Origin of the sequence: Bradyrhizobium sp. LLZ17 (genome assembly GCF_041200145.1) — a bacterium.
In the GTDB taxonomy this organism is placed as follows: domain Bacteria; phylum Pseudomonadota; class Alphaproteobacteria; order Rhizobiales; family Xanthobacteraceae; genus Bradyrhizobium.
On sequence record NZ_CP165734.1, the window covers coordinates 579,727 to 597,548 of the forward strand.

General features: G+C 63.5%; 12 protein-coding genes and 1 pseudogene. 12 read left to right on the plus strand and 1 reads right to left on the minus strand.

The features are described 5' to 3' along the window. Nucleotides 1-188 precede the first annotated feature (188 nt). Complete coding sequence (locus tag AB8Z38_RS02835; protein ID WP_369723042.1) at nt 189-1,919, minus strand: winged helix-turn-helix domain-containing protein; 1,731 nt, start codon at nt 1,917-1,919, stop codon at nt 189-191. A gap of 242 nt (nt 1,920-2,161) precedes the next feature. Between AB8Z38_RS02835 and AB8Z38_RS02840 the strand changes: the two genes are divergently transcribed. The 12 genes and pseudogenes from AB8Z38_RS02840 (at nt 2,162) to AB8Z38_RS02895 (ending at nt 17,713) form a co-directional block, all read left to right on the plus strand. Beyond that, nucleotides 2,162-6,676 (plus strand): autotransporter domain-containing protein, encoded by a 4,515-nt coding sequence (locus tag AB8Z38_RS02840; protein WP_369723044.1) that lies wholly within the window; start codon nt 2,162-2,164, stop codon nt 6,674-6,676. A 661-nt stretch (nt 6,677-7,337) separates the two neighbouring features. Beyond that, complete coding sequence (locus tag AB8Z38_RS02845) at nt 7,338-7,739, plus strand: thioredoxin family protein (protein WP_369723045.1); 402 nt, start codon at nt 7,338-7,340, stop codon at nt 7,737-7,739. A 97-nt stretch (nt 7,740-7,836) separates the two neighbouring features. After that, nucleotides 7,837-8,544 carry a cytochrome c biogenesis CcdA family protein gene (locus AB8Z38_RS02850; RefSeq protein ID WP_369726730.1) on the plus strand — a complete coding sequence of 236 codons (708 nt, stop codon included), beginning with the start codon at nt 7,837-7,839 and terminating at the stop codon, nt 8,542-8,544. Nucleotides 8,545-8,554: 10 nt separating this feature from the next. Further along, nucleotides 8,555-9,109 carry a sigma-70 family RNA polymerase sigma factor gene (locus AB8Z38_RS02855; protein WP_369723046.1) on the plus strand — a complete coding sequence of 185 codons (555 nt, stop codon included), beginning with the start codon at nt 8,555-8,557 and terminating at the stop codon, nt 9,107-9,109. Then, complete coding sequence (locus AB8Z38_RS02860) at nt 9,110-9,769, plus strand: NrsF family protein (protein WP_369723047.1); 660 nt, start codon at nt 9,110-9,112, stop codon at nt 9,767-9,769. 323 nt (nt 9,770-10,092) lie between these two features. After that, complete coding sequence (locus tag AB8Z38_RS02865) at nt 10,093-10,584, plus strand: pyridoxamine 5'-phosphate oxidase family protein (protein WP_369723048.1); 492 nt, start codon at nt 10,093-10,095, stop codon at nt 10,582-10,584. Nucleotides 10,585-10,707: 123 nt separating this feature from the next. Continuing rightward, on the plus strand, nt 10,708-12,378 hold the full coding sequence (locus AB8Z38_RS02870; protein ID WP_369723049.1) for a sulfatase-like hydrolase/transferase: 1,671 nt from the start codon (nt 10,708-10,710) through the stop codon (nt 12,376-12,378). Between the two features lie 125 nt (nt 12,379-12,503). Beyond that, nucleotides 12,504-13,490: pseudogene (locus AB8Z38_RS02875) on the plus strand (FGGY family carbohydrate kinase); the annotation flags it as partial. Continuing rightward, nucleotides 13,409-13,948 (plus strand): FGGY-family carbohydrate kinase, encoded by a 540-nt coding sequence (locus AB8Z38_RS02880; protein WP_369726731.1) that lies wholly within the window; start codon nt 13,409-13,411, stop codon nt 13,946-13,948. The pseudogene AB8Z38_RS02875 and the gene AB8Z38_RS02880, both read left to right, overlap by 82 nt. A gap of 127 nt (nt 13,949-14,075) precedes the next feature. After that, nucleotides 14,076-15,599 carry a sugar ABC transporter ATP-binding protein gene (locus AB8Z38_RS02885; RefSeq protein WP_369723050.1) on the plus strand — a complete coding sequence of 508 codons (1,524 nt, stop codon included), beginning with the start codon at nt 14,076-14,078 and terminating at the stop codon, nt 15,597-15,599. Then, complete coding sequence (locus AB8Z38_RS02890; protein WP_369723051.1) at nt 15,592-16,629, plus strand: ribose ABC transporter permease; 1,038 nt, start codon at nt 15,592-15,594, stop codon at nt 16,627-16,629. The genes AB8Z38_RS02885 and AB8Z38_RS02890 overlap by 8 nt, the downstream gene beginning before the upstream one ends. A 136-nt stretch (nt 16,630-16,765) precedes the next feature. Beyond that, a complete protein-coding gene (locus AB8Z38_RS02895; RefSeq protein ID WP_369721816.1) occupies nt 16,766-17,713 on the plus strand; it encodes an ABC transporter substrate-binding protein in 948 nt (315 codons plus the stop codon). The last annotated feature ends 109 nt before the right edge of the window (nt 17,714-17,822 follow it).

Genomic DNA, 17,822 nt, shown 5'->3' on the forward strand with positions numbered 1-17,822 from the left:
AGACGATCAGTCGGCGTAGTGTCCTGCGACGGTGATCTGCGCCTCAGCTCCCGAACTGAAGTTGAGCTGCCGGGATTTGACCAATCGCTTAAACCAGGCTCCTGACATCGATCCGAGCGATCCTTTGAAGTTAATGCTGCCTAAAGCTCAGAGCAATGAGGTCAACGCCGTCGTGGTCGCCACCGCGTTCACTGTTCCGGCAATCCGGCATCGACCTCGGCCTGAACGACGCGATCCCAGGCTGCGATACAGACCGGACTTGCGTTCTTCATCGGCGGCCAGACGGTGAGCCTGGTCGTGCCGGGCCGCAGCCTCAGTCCCTCCGCGACCGCCGCCTTCGCCTCCTCGAACCGACCCGATCTCTGATAGGCGGCAGCAAGCAGCAAATGCGAGCGCCCGGTCGCCGGCGTTACGGCGATCGAACGTTGCAACCACGGCAGCGCCTCCTCGTCGCGCCCCATCAGGACATTCGCAAGGCCCGCGCCGAGCAACCAGGTCCAGCGCGAGGCCGGCGGCGTGTCGTAACGATCGGCTTGCTGGAATATCGCGAGCGCATCGTCGAAGCGGCCGAGATAGATTTGGCCTAAGCCGATCAGATAGAGCGCAGAGCCGTTCCACGGATCGAAGCTCAATGCCTTGCCGCAGGTGACGAGACTTTCCACGAAATGATTGGTGGCGCTGAGGAAGCGGCAATGGGCCTCGAGCACCGGAATCGAATTCGGCTTCGACCGCAGCGCCTGCTCGAGCGTCGCATTGGCCTTGGCCTCGACCGCGACGGCCTCCTCCGGGCTGAACCAGACCATCTGGATGCCGCGCAGCTGCAGCGAGGCGAGCGCGACGGCGAGATCGACGTTATCAGGGTCGTCGGTGAGCGCCTTCTGCAGCATGCTCTGCGCCGCGCCAAAACGCTCGCGCGTGGTCTGGTTGATCGAGGCGAGCGCCTGCTCGACGGCGACCCTGTCGCCGCCCGCCGACGATTTGCGCGATGACGATGCACTCGGCTCCAGGATTTCATTCAAGCGGCGCGCAAGCACATGGCCGGCGCCGGCAGCGAGCCGCGATTGCGCTAGCTGCGCATCCGCCTCGTCCCCATTGACCGAAGCTGCAACAACCGACTGAACCTCGCCGGTGCCCGCCTTGATGATGCGCGCCCGCAGCGTCCAGGATTGATCGCCGTGCTGCAGTTCGCCACGCAGTTCGTAGCCGGATGAGGTGGCAGGTATGGTAGCGCTTTCGCCCCCCGCCACCACCGCCAATCGTGGCGCAACCACGCTGATGTTCTGGATCCTGGCAAAACCGTCCGTGAGACGAGCAGTGAGCTCGGCGGCCATCACCGCGCCGCGCGGGTCGTTGCTGGCATCGACGATTGGCATCACGGCGAGCCGCGGCGGTGTCCGCTTGAACAGGAGATCCGGCTTCAGCACGGGCGCGGCAACCGCAAGCCCTATGATGACCACGCAGAGCCCGGCCGCGGCAGCGACCGTGGCCTGCCGGCCCAACCCGAATCTGACGCGCCCGGGCCTCACGGCCACCGCGACGATCTCGGCCGGCGGTTCGGGTTCGGTCCCCCTGGTCGGAGCCGAGCGCGGCACCTCGGCTTGTGCCGGGACCTCCGGCGCCTCCACGACCTCCGTCGCCAGCAGATAGCCGCCGCCGGAGGCGAGCTTGATCAGCTGCCGCCGCTCGTCATGAAGCGTCGTACGAAGCTCGCGGATGCATTGAAACAGGCTGTCCTCGCCGACATGGACGTTTGGCCAGACGGCCTCCATCAGCTCCTGCTTGCTCAGCACCCGGCCGCCGCTGGTCGCGAGCAACCGCAGCATCTCGAAGGTCTTGGGGCGGAGCTTGATCGGCGTGCCATTGGCCCCGCGCAGCTCGGCGCGCTGCTGGTCCAGCTCGAAGCCGGCGAAACGAAGCAAGCTATCCCCCAAAGCGTCTCTCAAGGCGGCTCATATAGCGGAAGTCTGCCGAAAATACCCGAAAATCGGCTCTGAAAGACAAATATCAGAAATCTTCAGAATCTGACCACCCCCTTATCAGGACACCAGCCCGGACCCGATGCGAAGAATCCTGTCGAGGACTCGCGGGTCGCGTGCTGGGGGAAGTGGTGAGAACGGGGAAAGATTGTTTCGCGGCGACTCGCCGTCTGCGGGCCGCGCTGTTGACGTCGTCAGCGCTGGCCTTGGCCTGGGCGCTGCCGGCTGCGCCGGCGCGCGCGTCGGATGGCACCTGGCTCACCTCTCCCGCTAGCAACGACTATGGCACCGCCTCCAACTGGGATGGCGGCTTTGTGCCATCAGGCACGGCCACCTTCGGGACCTCGAATACCACCAGCCTGTCGATTTCGAACGCCGGTGTGAGCGGCTGGACCTTCAATGCCGGCGCCTCGAACTACACGTTTGATGTCAGCGGCCAGTTGAACATGGCGGGCGCCGGAATCACGGTCAACAGCGGCAGCGTCACGATCAACTACAACGGCGTCAACGCGTTGGGCAACTTCGTTGGATCAAGCACCGCCGGCGCCGCCACCATCAACGTCAACAACGGCGATCTCCAGTTTTTTGACCACAGCACGGCCGGCAATGCCGCCCTCAACGTGAGTGGCCTAGGTCAAATTCTATTCCTGACGTCGGGTCCTGTCACGGCCGGCTCGATCGCCGGCGCCGGGACATACGACCTTGGCGGCAACCAACTGACGGTTGGCTCGAACAATCTGTCAACCGTCCTAACCGGCGGCATTATTCTGAACGGTTCGCTGGTCAAGATCGGTACAGGCACGCTGACGCTCGCCGGCGGGTACCAGACCATGGCCGGCGACGTCACTATCAACGGCGGCACGCTACAACTCGGCTCTGCCAGCATTGGAGCCAGCCAAGCCATCCGCGGAGCGGTCACTGTCGGCGCCGACGGCACCTTCGCCGTCGTCAACTCGGACCTTGCCGGCACCACCAGCATCTCCAACAGCGGGACCGTGACCTTCCACAACTCCCGCTTCGGCTCGAGCAGCGCCAGCTCGGCTAGCATCTCGAACAGCGGCACCCTCTCCTTCTACGACGATGGCACGGCCGGGACCTCGACCATCACCAACACGGGAAGCGGCACCGTCAACTTCTACGACCGCAGCACGGCCGGAAGCTCCACCATCGCCACCGATCCCGCCAGCGGCAACCGCGTGACCGTCAGCTTCAACGATTCGAGCACGGCCGGAAACGCCAGCCTTACCAACAATAACACCCTGGCCTTCAACAATTCGAGCACGGCGGGAAGCGCTGGCATCACCAACAACGGCATTATGAATTTCCGCGACAGCAGCACGGCCAGCAGCGCGACCATCACCAACAACGGCGGCTTGATATACTTCTACGGCACGAGCACGGCCGGCAGCGCCGCCATCACCAACAACACCTACGGCCAGCTCATCTTCAGCGATACGAGCTCCGCCGCAAACGCCAACATCACCAGCGGCTACTACGGCTTCGTCGGCTTCGACAATTCGAGCACGGCGGGCAGCGCCACCATCAACATCAACAGCAATGGCGGCACGTTGAATTTCCACGGCACCAGCACGGCCGGCAGCGCCACCATCACCAACGCCGGCAACGCGATCTTCTACGACACCAGTACCGCTGGCAGCGCGACGATCAACAATAGCGGCATGCTTTCCTTCTACGGTTTGAGCACGGCCGGAAATGCCGTCATCACCAACACCAACTTAACCAATTTCAACCAAGCCAGCACGGCCGGAACCGCCGGCATCACCAACAACGGCGTCTTGAGTTTCGGCGGCTCGAGCACGGCGGCAAGCGCAACCATCACCAACAACGTCGCGACGTATTTCGACGGCGCCAGCACGGCTGGCAGCGCGGCCATCACCAACACCTATAATCTCGTTTTCAGCGGCACCAGCACGGCCGGCAACGCCGTCATCACCAACAATGGCGGCGGCATCTTCAACAATTCCGTCGGAACGACCACTTTCCAGGGCAACTCGACCGCGGGCAATGCGCAGCTGATCAACAACGACCCGAGCGCCGTCTTCGATTTCTCCGGCAGCTCCGGCCCGAACGGCGACAACAAGCTCAGCGCCGGCTCGATCGCCGGCGACGGCACCTTCTATCTCGGCGCCAACGAACTCACGGTCGGCAGCAACAATCTGTCGACCACCGTCAGCGGCGTGATCGCCGATGGCGGCTACAGCGGCGGCGCGGGCGGCTCGCTGGTGAAGATTGGCACCGGTACGCTGACGCTGTCAGGCGCCAACACCTATACCGGCGGCACCACCTTCGCCGGCGGAACGGTCAGCGTCTCCTCAGACGCCAATCTCGGCGACCTCGCGGGCAGCCTGACCTTCAACGGCGGGACCCTGCAGGTCACCGGCACGGCATTCAATGCCACCGCACGCACCATCAATCTGGGTGCCGGCGGCGGCACATTCGATATTGCGGACGTCACCAACGATTTCGTCATCAGCCAGGGTGTCAGCGGCAGCACGCTGACCAAGTCCGGCGCCGGTACCCTGACCTTGACCGGCGCCGAAAGTTTTTCCGGCGCGACGGTTTCCGCCGGCACGCTGGCGTTCAGCGCCAATGCCACGGCCGGCAATGCGGCCATCACCAACGCCGCCCAGTTGGTCTTCGCCACCAGCGCTACGGCCGGCAACGCCACCATCACCAACAACAATCAATTGACGTTCTACGGCCACTCCACGGCCGGCAACGCCATCATCATCAACAGCAGCAACGTGCTGTTCGACGGCGACTCGACGCCCGACAACGCGCAGCTCACCAATGTCGCGCCCGGCGCCGTCATCAATTTCTACACCCCCGGCCTGAACAGCGACGGCAAGATCAGCGCCGGCTCGATCGCCGGCATCGGCCGCTTCGACCTCAACGGCGCTGCGCTGACGGTTGGCAGCAACAATCTGTCAACCACTGTCACCGGCGTGCTCACCGGCGACGGCATACTCACCGGGACATCGCTGATCAAGGTCGGCGCCGGCACACTGACGCTGGCGGGCATCAACACCTACACCGGCGCCACAATTGTCGATGGCGGCGCGCTCGGCGTGAGCGGCTCGATCGCCGCCTCGAGCGGCGTCACCGTCACCAGCGGCGCTGCCCTGGGCGGTGGCGGCACGGTGGGCACCACAACCGTCAACGCCGGCGGCACGCTCGCGGCAGGCAACGGCGCCGCCAACTCGTCATTGAACGTGGTGGGCAGCCTCGCCCTGCAGTCCGGTGCCTACTACATGGTGCAGATCAATCCGGCGACGTCGAGCTTTGCCAACGTCACGGGCACGGCGACGCTGGGCGGATCGACGCTCAAGGCGGTCTATGCCAATGGCAGCTACGTCGCCAAGCAATACGCCATCCTGACCGCCGGCAGCGTCAGCGGCACGTTCGGTTCTGTCGTCGAGACCAACCTGCCGTCGAACTTCAGCCGCACGCTGAGCTACGACGCCACGCACGCCTATCTGAACCTGATCCTGGACTTCGTCGCGCCGCCGGGCAGCGGCCTTTCCGGCAATCAGCAGAAGGTCGGCAATGCGATCATCAACTCGTTCAACGCGAACGGCGGCATCTCGCTGGTCTATAGCGGGCTCACCGCCGCCGGCCTGACCCAGGCCTCCGGCGAGACCGCGGTGGGTTCGCAAGGGACCACGTTCCAGGCCATGGGCCAGTTCATGGGCCTGCTCACCGATCCCTCCGGCGCGGGCCGCGACACCGGCGGCTCCGTTGCGCCGGCCTATGCCGACAGCGCGCCGGCAGGCGCCGCGCGCGACGCCTTTGCGATGCTGGCCAAGGCGCCACCGACCAGGACCTTCGAGCAGCGCTGGAGCGTGTGGGCTTCCGGCTTCGCCGGATCGCAGACGACGGACGGCAACACCGCGCAGGGATCGAACAGCGCGACCAGCCGCCTGTTCGGCACCGCCGCCGGCGCCGAATACGCCTTCTCGCCGCAGACACTGGCCGGCTTCGCGCTCGCCGGCGGCGGCACCAGCTTCTCTGTGACTGGTGGCGGCTCCGGCCGCTCCGACCTGTTCCAGGCCGGCGCCTACGTCCACCACACCAATGGCCCGAGCTATATCTCCGCGGCGCTGGCCTATGGCCGGCAGGATGTCACCACCGACCGCACCGTGACACTCGCCGGCGTCGATCGCCTGCGCGCCGAGTTCAACGCCAATGCGTGGAGCGGCCGGCTCGAAAGCGGCTATCGCTTCGTCTCGTCATGGATCGGCGGCATCGGCCTCACGCCCTATGCCGCGGGCCAGTTCACGACGTTCAACCTGCCGGCCTATGCCGAAACGGTCGTCTCGGGCAGCAATGCGTTCGCGCTGGCCTATGCCGCCAAGAGCGTGACCGACACCCGCAGCGAACTCGGCCTTCGCGCCGACAAGTCCTTTGCCATGCAGAACGGCGTGCTCACTCTGCGTGGCCGTGCCGCCTGGGCGCACGACTTCAATCCGGATCACTCGGTGGCCGCGACGTTCCAGGCGCTGCCCGGTGCGAGCTTCGTCGTCAGCGGTGCGCGGCCGGCAGCCGACTCCGCGCTCACCACCGTCTCAGCGGAGATGAAATGGCTGAACGGGTGGTCGGCCTCGGCCAGCTTCGAGGGCGAGTTCTCCAACGTGACGCGCTCATACGCCGGCAAGGGTACGGTGCGCTACGCCTGGTGAGGCCGGCGGAGGACCTGCCTTGAGGGGCAAGCCAAATCTCAGGGTGGGTGGATAGGGCGGTTGGCTAGGCAAGCCGTTGAGGCCAGGGAAAATCACGAGCGGCGGGAGTCTGTGGGGGCATCTGTTGTACCTCGCCGATTGAACCTATCTCGACCCGAGCCAAATGTTCTGCAACATGGGACTCGCAACCGCCATTCTGACAACGAGAAATTCCGCAATGATCTCAATGGGCCAAAAAAGCCGAAAATGTCAGAACGGCTTTTGGAAACACTGCGAAAATCCGAGACTTCCAAGCTGAATACGAGGGTTCGATTCCCTTCACCCGCTCCAGACGTTTCAATGACTTGGCACGATTTTCCAGATTCCATTCCGACAACACGGCTGACACAGATCTAAACTCGGCGGTTTTCTCGGTCTAGCGAAGCGACGTTATCACCACGGTAACTGATCGCACTTCCGGCGCACGGTGTTCGCGTGCATGTGTGCCAGAGACGTTGGGTAGCGACGGAGTCCCGGTGCCGAAGTCGGCGCCCAGGCTTTGCCATGGACGGATACAAAATCCCCTACCGACGGCTGTAACCTTTTGGCGGAAAGATCCGAACATTGGATCACAAGCCCGGCTGCATTTGCTGGGCGTTCACAAACTGCCAGGAGATTTGCAATGCATTTTTCGAGAACCATGGCTGTGGCCGCCTTGGCCCTGGGCCTTTTTGCGGGGCTAGGCCCTGCCGCTTTCGCTGCGACGGAGGTACCGTTCACGCAGCAGGTGTTTGAGGCCAGCCAACACGAGGGCAAGCCAATTCTGGTCCACATCACCGCCCCCTGGTGCCCGTATTGTGCCAAGCAGAGGCCGATCCTGGACAGTCTGGAGAATGAAGCCGCGTTCAAGGATCTGGTCGTCTACAACGTCGATTTCGACACGCAAAAGGACATTGTCCGGGCCATGGGCGCCCAGAAGCAAAGCACGCTGATCGTGTTCCACGGTGCCGCCGAAAAGGGTCGCTCAACCGGTGATACCGATGCCGGTTCGATCAAGGCGCTGCTTGAAAAAGCGAACGACTAGCTTTTTGTTTTGACGCGTTGCTTCGCGCGAACCGGGGCTAGCTTCGCTCGAAAACGCAACTTGAGGAAACATCGGAGTGACCTTGCCATTCGTCAGCATGGGGTTCGGGTTTATCGCGGGAATGCTCTCGACGCTATCCCCGTGCGTGCTGCCACTGCTGCCGCTCGTGCTCGGGCCTGCCCTCGCCGTGCATCGACTGGGTGTGCCTGCATTGCTCGCCGGCCTGGTGCTTTCTTTCGCCAGCATCGGATTGTTCGTCGCTACGGTGGGATTCGCGATCGGTCTCGACGGCGACGTGTTCCGCGACATCTCCGCTGTGCTGTTGGCCGGATTGGGCGGCATCCTGCTGAGCGGCGCATTGCAGCAACGCTTCGCGATGGCTACCGGTGGCGTCAGCAACGCTGGAAGCCGGCTCATCGCCCGCATGACCCCGACCGGTGTCAAGGGGCAGTTCGTGGTGGGCGTTCTGCTGGGCGCCGTCTGGAGCCCCTGCGTGGGACCCACACTCGGCGCGGCGTCCGTGCTTGCGGCGCGGGACCAAGATCTCGTAAGCGCGGCAGCGGTTATGGTCGCATTCGGATTAGGGACGTCGGTCCCCTTGCTCATCGCTGGATTGCTGTCCCGAACGGCGATGATGCGCTGGCAGGGCAAAATGATGAATGCCGGAAAGGTTGGCAAGCTCTTGCTCGGCGGAAGCGCGGTGACGGTTGCAGTTCTAATCCTGACCGGTGCGGATCACGCCCTGGAAGCCGCGCTTGTCGCCGCGTCACCCGCTTGGCTGACCGATCTCACCACGCGGTTTTGAGGTGTCCGGTTTGCGCGCGACGGATCCGCAGCAGTGGACGGCGCTCATGGTGCGAGGGCAATGCGGCGACACCGACGCCTATCACCGCCTGTTGCTCGGCATCACGCCTTATTTGCGGACGATTGCGAACCGGGCGCATCGCAATGCCAGCGATGCCGAAGATACCGTCCAGGACATCCTGCTGACACTGCATGAGGTTCGGCAAACATACGACCCGTCACGCCCGTTCAAGCCCTGGCTGGCTGGTATCGCACGGCACCGTGTTGCAGATCGCTTGCGCGCTCTCGGGCGCGTCGCGGCAGGAGAAGTGATGTTGGAAACCAAGCATGAAGCCTTTGCAGCCCCCGACCAGACGAGTGAGCACGCGCTGGATAGCCACACCGTGGGCGTCGCCCTGCAGTCTCTTCCGACTGGCCAGCGTCAGGCTATCACGCTGTTGAAGTTGCAGGAGCGGTCGTTGAGGGAGGCTGCGGAGCAGAGCGGAGTGTCTATTGCGTCTTTGAAGGTTTCTGCCCATCGGGGCATCAAGGCGCTCAGGCGCCTTCTGGGCGAGGGAGGCAACTAGATGGAGACCACAGATCTCATTCAGACCCTGGCGAACGCGGCGCGACCAGTGCGCGTCATTCGCCCTCCGCTGTTCCGTGCCGGCTGTTGGCTTCTGATCGCGCTCGTCGTCCTGATCTTGCTTGTTGTCGAACATGGTCTTCGGTCAGACATTGCAAATCAGCTACGCAACCCGTCTTTCCTCGTTGGGACGACGGCCTCCTGCGTGACGAGTGCGCTGGCCGCATTCAGTTGCCTGATGGCAAGCCTGCCCGACCGTTCGCGGTTCTGGCTGCTGCTTCCGCTGCCCTCGCTAGCGGTGTGGATGGCGACCCTCGGCTATGGTTGCCTCACGGACTGGGTGAGCTACGACACAGGCAGCCTGCGGATGGGCGTCGCTTTTCAGTGCTTCGCCACGGTGCTCCTCATTAGCCTACCGCTGTCGGTATCGATTTTTGTGATGTTGCGTCATGTAGTCCGCCTGCGCCCCGCCTTGGTGACGCTGGCGGCCGGACTGGCTGTCGCCGGCATGACTTCGACAGCCATGTCGCTTCTCTATCGCCTCGATGCCACCATTATGAACCTGATCTGGAATCTTGGAACGGCTGCATCGATTGTCCTCATTGAGGCCATCATTGGACGGCCTGTCCTGACAAGGATGGCGGACTCGGCCGAACGCTGATCCGAGCCGTGAAATGCGTCCACCTCCGTCGATTGGTGGCGTCTTATTTTTGACCGCTCAACCGGCACGACAACTCCTGCTCGAAGGAACTGATAAAGCAATCGCCGGTGCAGCAAAGCGCTCTGGGCTGCTGGCACGGTCGTGTTCGCCCGCTCGACGCGGCGCCGCGCAAGCAGCGCTACTTCTCGGGTGTTCCGGCACGATCAGGAACGGATCGGCCGTTTCCGGTTTGTCATGTGCTGTGCCGGCAATTCCAGTGCGGTCGCAAATGACCACGGATCGCTGGACCGGGTCACTTCGAACACTGCAGCTCGGTTTAACTTATGAGCAAGAAAGATCCTGTCGACCGCGTCTGGGACATTATCCAAAACGTCGGCGTGTGCATGCTGACGACGCAGTTCGGCGATGGACTGCGTGCGCGGCCGCTTGAAGCGAGACCCGACCGCGATGCCGGCGTGATTTTCTTCGTAACCGACCTCCATAGTCCCAAGGAGGACGAAATCGAGGCCGCGCCCGATGTCGGGCTGGTCTTCATCGATTCGAGCGCCAACGCCTACCTGTCGATCACCGGTCGCGCCTCGGTCATGCGCGATCCCGACAAGATCAGGGCCGTGTGGCGAAAAACCGACGAGGTGTGGTGGCCGGGTGGCCCGACCGATGCAGACGTATCTTTGTTGCGGGTCGAGCCTTTCACCGCGGAATTGTGGGACGGACCGGCGAGCTCCGCCGTTGCGGCATTCGAGTTTGCCAAGGCGAGGTTGACCGGCGAGAAACCTAATCTCGGTGAGAACCGCAAGCTGACGATCAAGATGTGAGTACGCGGACCGAGCTCATCCCGCGCAGAATCGAGGACTTGTGAGCCGCAGCCGCGATCTGCACCCCGTCAATAGGCCTTCAGCCTCATTGAAGAGGTCGCGCTTTCAGAGCATCATGCCGCGATGTTGTTGGGTTTGGCGATTGTAGGAGCCATCGGCCTCGTTGTGCTGGCGGAACGGAGTGCCGAGCAGCTTCTGTTTGCAATGGCCGCACTGTTGTTTACCGCCGCCCTGATGCTGGTTTTCGTTGCGGATCTTGAGAGGGCGGTGCTGCTGTCTTGCCTTCTGGTGATCGCGATTGCCGGACTATCGATCGTCAAATTCGATCACAGCGCACTCAAACTCACCGTGTCCGACTTGCCGCTCGTGTTCGCAGGGACGGTCCCATTTTTTGTGTCGCAATACCCACGCATGATGTTGGGTGTTCTGGTGGGAAGCTTCCTTTTCGCCTTTGCGTCGGCCGCGGTGTTGTTCTACGCCGCTGGATCTCCCATTTCGATCGAGCTTCGAATTCTCCTGTTCGGTCTCGCCCTCATTTGCTTCGCCAGCATCTTTGCGAAAGGCGCGTCGTCTTGGCGGCTGACGCTGTCCCAGCCGCGCTGCTTCTACTCGAGCTTCATGGCCTCGCTCGTCGACCCCGCTTCCTGGCAGCAGTTCGGCCGGCTGACGCTCAGTGACATCGCAATCGAGCCACTGCCGCTCAGGGCGGCGGTGCCGGCGCGCTCAACCCGCTTTCCCGACATTATCGTGATCCAGCACGAATCGGTTTTCGACCCGCGCGTTTTTGGCTTGCCGATTGAGCCCGCCGTCGAGGCCTTCCTGTCCCCTGAAGACGGTGAACACGGGTGCCTCAACGTGGACATCTTCGGGGGCGGATCGTGGCAGTCTGAATTCAGCCTGCTGACCGGTCTTTCGAGTGCAAGCTTCGGGTCGAGTGCCTACCAGCTCTTCAGAAAGGGCGCAGGTCGATTCCACAGCAGTCTCACCCATTCGCTGGCCTCGCTCGGCTATCAGACAACGCTGATGTCGAGCTGTCGCCGCAGTTTTCTCAACTATGATGAATTCTACAGCTCGATCGGGATGAACGAACGCATTTTCATCGACGACATTCCGCCACCGTTCGATATCAGGCGTTTCGAGGCGACAAATTCCGACGCGTTGTTCCTGGAGGCGGTGATCGACGGCTATGCAAGCAGCATCGCCGACAATCCGGCAACGCCTCGATTTCTGTATGTGCTGACCAACTTCAATCATGGCCCGCATGACAGGCGCCTGGTTGCGCCGGGACAGTTTGAAAGCGAGCGCGCTTTCGCTATGGCGCACCTGCCGGATCGCAGATACGCCGAGTATTATGCGCGGCTGGTGGAGACCGCCTCAACCTGGCAAAAGCTCAAGCTGAAGCTGGAAACAACCCTTCCAGAGCGCCCGCTTCTCGTGGTGCACTATGGCGATCACCAACCCGTATTCACCAATCAGATCGATCGGCAGCTAAAGCTCGCGGCCGACGCGCGGCGTGCGTTCCGAACATTTTACGCGATGGAGGCGTTGAACATCACTCCCGAGCAATTCGGATCGGGACGAGGCGCGGATCTCGACATCGCCTTTCTTGGAACTGTGGCATTGCAGCGCGCAGGCCTCCCGCTCGATCCGATATTCTCGACCCGCGCCAGCTTGCTTGAGGATTGCGGGCAAACCTACTTTGCGTCGGCCTCCGAACGGAAACGCCGGTTCCACCGCACGTTGGTCGATATGGGCCTGGTAGACCTGGTCCGAAATGTTCGACAGGCGGGCTAGTCCAGCCTCGATGATCAGCTTGGGAGGCGCGCGTCCCTTGACGCGATCAGCCTTCTTGGATTGATTGGACGATCCGACGTCGCGGCGCGCGTCGTCCATTTCGACGCCAGCAATTGTAAGCATCCATGTATCTCGGCATCGATCTCGGCACGTCGGCGGTCAAGACTGTTCTTGTCGACGGCGCCCAGCGCGTGATTGCAAGCGAGAGCCGGGCGCTGACGTCCGCCTCACCGCTATCAGGCTATTTCGAGCAGGATCCCGCGCAGTGGATCGACGCGGCTTTTGCCGCCCTGGACGCCTTGCAGGCGAGGCATGCCAGAGAGTTGGCGGCGGTCGAAGGGATCGGACTGTCCGGCCAGATGCATGGCGCCACGCTGCTTGACGCGCGCGCGAAGCCGTTGCGGCCCTGCATCCTGTGGAACGACGGACGCTCCGCCGCGGAGTGCCGCATTCTGGAACAACGCTGGCCCGCTTTGCGTGCGACAACTGGCAACAAGGCGATGCCAGGATTCACCGCGCCCAAGCTGCTCTGGATCGCTGCGCACGAGCCTGAGATTTTCGCGGCGACGAAGCTCGTCCTGCTTCCCAAGGCCTATCTGCGCCTGGTGCTGACGGGCGAAGCGATCGAGGACGTTTCGGATGCATCGGGCACGCTGTGGCTCGACGCCGCGCGCCGGGACTGGTCGGATGCGGCATTGGCGGCGACCGGCCTGTCACGCGTGCACATGCCGCGTCTGGTCGAGGGCTGCGCGCCCGCGGCAACATTGCGCAACGAGCTCGCGCAGCGCTGGGGCATGACTAAGCGGCCGATGATCGCGGGCGGCGCCGGTGACAATCCGGCGGGCGCCATCGGCATCGGCGCGATCAGGCCTGGAAACGCCTTTATTTCGCTGGGGACCTCGGGTGCCTTGCTGGCGCCGACCAGCACGATCGCCGCCAACCCCGACCGCGTGGTCCACACCTTCTGTCACGCGATCCCGGCAATGTGGATCCAGGCCGGCGCGATCCTTTCGGCGGCCTCCTGCCTGGCCTGGGTCGCGCGCCTGTTCGGCGTCGCCGAGGCCGAGCTGCTGGCGCCGCTTGGGCCGCGCCCGCAGGCGCCGTCCACCGTGAACTTCTTGCCTTATCTCGCGGGCGAGCGGACCCCGCACGACGACCCGCCGTGCGCGGCATGCTCGACGGGTTGAGCCACGGCACCGATCGCACGACGATCGTGCAGGCCGTGCTTGAGGGCGTCGGCTTCGCGCTCGCTGACTGCCGGGATGCGCTAGCTCACGCCGGCATTGCGGTCGCGGAAGCAGACGTCATCGGCGGCGGTTCACGATCCCGGTTCTGGCTGTCGGTGCTGGCCAATGTTCTGGATATTCCGATCCATCGCTTTGCCGACGGCGAGACCGGTGCAGCGTTCGGTGCGGCGAGATTGGGGCGGCTTGCTGTCACGGGCGAGGCAGTCGAGGCCGTCTGCACGCCACCGCGACGGATCGAGACATTCGAACCTGAAAGCCTGCTCGTCGATGCCTATGCCGAGCGGCTACCGGCGTGGCGCGAATTATACAGGCCGCGCCACTAGCATCATTCAATTTCACATTCCTCGCTGTTCGGTATTGCCGTGCGCCGCGGCCTTTTGTTTAATGCGCGAACCGCGCTGGCAGGACACGAGACGCGGGTGGGAAACGCGTTGTGCGCCGGGAGGCACGATGAACGATCCGATCCTCGAGATGCGCGGGGTCTCAAAATCCTTCTTCGGCATCAAGGCGCTGCGTGCGGTTGACCTGACCGTCTATGCCGGCGAGATCCATGCGCTGATGGGGGAGAACGGGGCCGGTAAATCAACCCTGATGAAAATTCTATCGGGTGCCTACCGGCCCGATGCCGGGGGCGAGATCCGCATCGAGGGCAAGCCGGTGCGGATCGAAGGCCCGCTCGGCGGCCGTGCCGCGGGCATCTCGATCATCTATCAGGAACTGTCTTTGGCCCCCAATTTGAGCGTCGCGGAGAATATTTATCTCGGTCGCGAGGTGTCCCGTTCCGGATTTTTGGCGCGGGGCGCCATGCGCGAGGGCGTTGGCCCGATCCTGGAGCGGCTGGGCGCGGATTTCCTGCCGTCGACCTTGGTGGCGCATCTCTCCATGGGCCAGCGCCAGCTCGTCGAGATCGCGCGTGCGCTGCACGCGAGGTCAAAAATCCTGATCATGGACGAGCCAACCACCGCGCTGTCGGCCGGCGAGAGCGAGCGGCTGTTTGCCCTGATCCGCCAGCTCCGTGCCGAGGGGCTCGCCATCATCTACATCTCGCACCGCATGGACGAGGTCTATGCGCTCGGTGACCGCGTCACCGTGCTGCGCGACGGACGCCTGGTCGGCTCGCTCGACAAGCAGGATATCCGGGCCGACACCATCGTCCGCCTGATGGTCGGGCGCGACGTCTCCTCCTTCTACAAAAAGGATCATGATCCCGGGGCCGGAAAGGGGCACCCCGTGCTCGCTGCGGTTGATATGGCCGACGGGCAGCGCGTCAAGGGCTGCTCGCTCACCGTGCACGCCGGCGAAGTGGTCGGGCTCGCCGGCCTGATCGGTGCTGGCCGCACCGAGCTTGCGCAACTCATCATCGGCGCGGCGCCAAGAACATCGGGACATCTCGAGCTAGAAGGCCGCCCGATCGACATCCGAACCCCGGGCGAGGCGCTCGAGGCCGGCATCGCCTATCTCACGGAGGACAGGAAGGCGCTCGGCCTATTTCTCGACATGTCATGTCTGGACAACATCAACCTCGCGGTGCTCGGGCGTGATGCGAAGCTTGGCTGGTTCCTGGATCGCGACAAGGCGCGCGAGCGCGCCAACAGAGCCTTCACGGGGCTCAGTATCCGCGCCGCCAATGTTGGCGTCTCCGCAGGTGGCCTGTCCGGCGGCAACCAGCAAAAGGTGCTGTTGTCCCGGCTGCTTGCCATTGCGCCGAAGGTGCTGATCCTGGACGAGCCGACGCGCGGCGTTGACGTCGGCGCCAAGTCGGAGATCTATTCGATCATCGACAATCTCGCCAAGGCCGGCACCGCGATTCTTGTCATTTCGTCCGATCTGCCTGAAATCATCGGTATCTGCGATCGCGTCCTGGTCATGCGGTCGGGGCATATCGCTGGCGAGGTCAGGCGCGGCCCGACTTCGCCGCTGACACAGGAAGACATCATGGCGCTTGCGACTGGGATGGAGCATCTCGATGCCTGAAAATGGAGCCTCGAAGGCCCAGCCCACACCAACGACCAATGGTGCTGCCGCAGAGACGAAACGACTGCGGGTGAGGGCCCTGATCAGCGCACTCGGCATGCTGCCGGTACTGCTGCTGCTCTGCATCGGCTTTCACTATTTGTCGGAGGGCCGTTTCTTCACCGGCCAAAATCTCGGCATCGTCCTGCAACAGGCGGCCGTCAATACCGTGCTTGCCGCGGGCATGACCTTCGTCATTCTCACCGGCGGCATCGATCTCTCGGTCGGCTCGATTCTGGCAGCAGCGGCGATGGCGGGCCTGACGATGTCGAAACTGCCCGAGCTGAGCGCGCTGTGGCTGCCGGTTGCGGTGCTCACTGGGCTCGGCTTCGGCGTCGTCAATGGCGCGCTGATCGCGCTGTTGCGTCTGCCGCCGTTCATCGTCACGCTGGGATCGCTCACCGCGGTGCGCGGTCTGGCGCGGCTGCTCGGCGCCGACACCACCGTGTTCAATCCATCCATTCCCTACGCCTTCATCGGCAACGGCTCACTGACACTGGTTCCGGGCGTCGTGTCGATCCCCTGGCTCTCGGTGATTGCTCTGCTCGTCATCCTGTTTTCGTGGCTGGTGCTGCGCCGGACCGTGCTCGGCGTGCACATCTACGCCGTGGGCGGCAATGAGAGCGCGGCGCGGCTTGCCGGTATCAAGGTCTGGGCCGTCCTGATCTTCGTCTATGGCGTGTCGGGATTGCTGGCTGGGCTCGGGGGTGGCATGCAGGCGGCGCGGCTCTATGCGGCCAATGGCTTGCAGCTCGGACAAAGCTACGAACTTGATGCCATCACCGCGGTCATCCTCGGCGGCACCTCTTTCGTCGGGGGCATCGGCTCGATCTGGGGCACACTGGTCGGCGCGCTGATCATCGCCGTTCTCTCGAACGGCCTGATCCTCACCGGCGTCTCCGACATCTGGCAATATGTGATCAAGGGTCTGGTGATCATCGGCGCCGTGGCGCTGGATCGCTATCGGCTGCAAGGCTCCGCCAGAACCTGAGGCTCCGGCAGAAGTTGAAGGCTCCGCCAGAACCTGAAGGCCCGGTGCGCAGCTGAGTGCGTAGGGTGTGACGCGAGATTCCGTTACGGCGACTGGTCTGCCGTGCCGGATTGAAGATAGACCAGGGAGGAAGCCAATGTTGAAGACGATCACGCTCGCCGGCGCCGCGATGGCGCTTGCCCTGAGTACCGCGCCGTCCTTTGCCAAAGAGCTGAAGTCGATCGGCGTCTCGCTGGGATCGATGGGCAACCCGTTCTTCGTCGCGCTGTCGAAGGGCGCCGAGTTCGAGGCCAAGAAGACCAATCCCAATGTCAAGATCACTACCGTTGGCTTCGAATACGACCTCGGCAAGCAGGTCACCCAGATCGACAATTTCATCGCCGCCGGCGTCGACCTGATCCTGTTGAACCCCGGTGATCCCAAGGCGATCGGGCCGGCGATCAAGAAGGCGCAGGCGGCAGGCATCGTGGTCGTCGCGGTCGACACCGCGGCCGAAGGCGCCGATGCCACCGTGACCACCAACAACGTCCAGGCCGGCGAGATTTCCTGCCAGTACATCGTCGACAAGCTGGGCGGCAAGGGCGACGTCATCATCGAGAACGGACCGCAGGTTTCCGCGGTGATCGACCGCGTCACCGGCTGCAAGAATGTTTTCTCGAAGAATCCCGGCATCAAGGTGTTGTCCAGCGACCAGGACGCCAAGGGCTCGCGCGAAGGCGGCCTCACGGTCGCGCAAGGCTATCTGACCCGCTTCCCCAAGATCGACGCTATTTTCGCCATCAACGATCCGCAGGCGATCGGCACCGACCTCGCGGCGCGCCAGCAAAACCGCACCGGCATGATCATCACCGCGGTCGATGGCGCGCCCGACATCGAGGCCGCGCTCAAGGACCCGGCGGCGGCGCAGATCCAGGCGTCCGCTTCGCAGGACCCGTTCTTCATGGCGCGGCGCGCGGTGCAGATCGGTGTCGGCATACTCAACGGCCAGAAGCCGGCCTCGACGGTCGAGCTCCTGCCCTCGAAGCTCGTCACCCGGAACAATGTCGCCGAATACAAGGGCTGGACCTCGGACCGGTCGCAGTAACAGTCCGGATTCGCGGGCTGCGGCCCGATTCAAGCATGGCATCCCGGGAAACCCGCCCGGGCTTGCCTGTGAAGTTGACCCCAGCGTCCGATATGTCAAAGAAGGAGGC

Excerpts from the sequence above, each read along its gene's own strand:
- AB8Z38_RS02860 (WP_369723047.1), top strand. The coding sequence starts at position 9,110 with ATGGAGACCACAGATCTCATTCAGACCCTGGCGAACGCGGCGCGACCA.
- AB8Z38_RS02890 (WP_369723051.1), top strand. The coding sequence starts at position 15,592 with ATGCCTGAAAATGGAGCCTCGAAGGCCCAGCCCACACCAACGACCAAT.
- AB8Z38_RS02850 (WP_369726730.1), top strand. The coding sequence starts at position 7,837 with ATGGGGTTCGGGTTTATCGCGGGAATGCTCTCGACGCTATCCCCGTGC.
- AB8Z38_RS02895 (WP_369721816.1), top strand. The coding sequence starts at position 16,766 with ATGTTGAAGACGATCACGCTCGCCGGCGCCGCGATGGCGCTTGCCCTG.
- AB8Z38_RS02845 (WP_369723045.1), top strand. The coding sequence starts at position 7,338 with ATGCATTTTTCGAGAACCATGGCTGTGGCCGCCTTGGCCCTGGGCCTT.
- AB8Z38_RS02865 (WP_369723048.1), top strand. The coding sequence starts at position 10,093 with ATGAGCAAGAAAGATCCTGTCGACCGCGTCTGGGACATTATCCAAAAC.
- AB8Z38_RS02870 (WP_369723049.1), top strand. The coding sequence starts at position 10,708 with ATGTTGTTGGGTTTGGCGATTGTAGGAGCCATCGGCCTCGTTGTGCTG.
- AB8Z38_RS02885 (WP_369723050.1), top strand. The coding sequence starts at position 14,076 with ATGAACGATCCGATCCTCGAGATGCGCGGGGTCTCAAAATCCTTCTTC.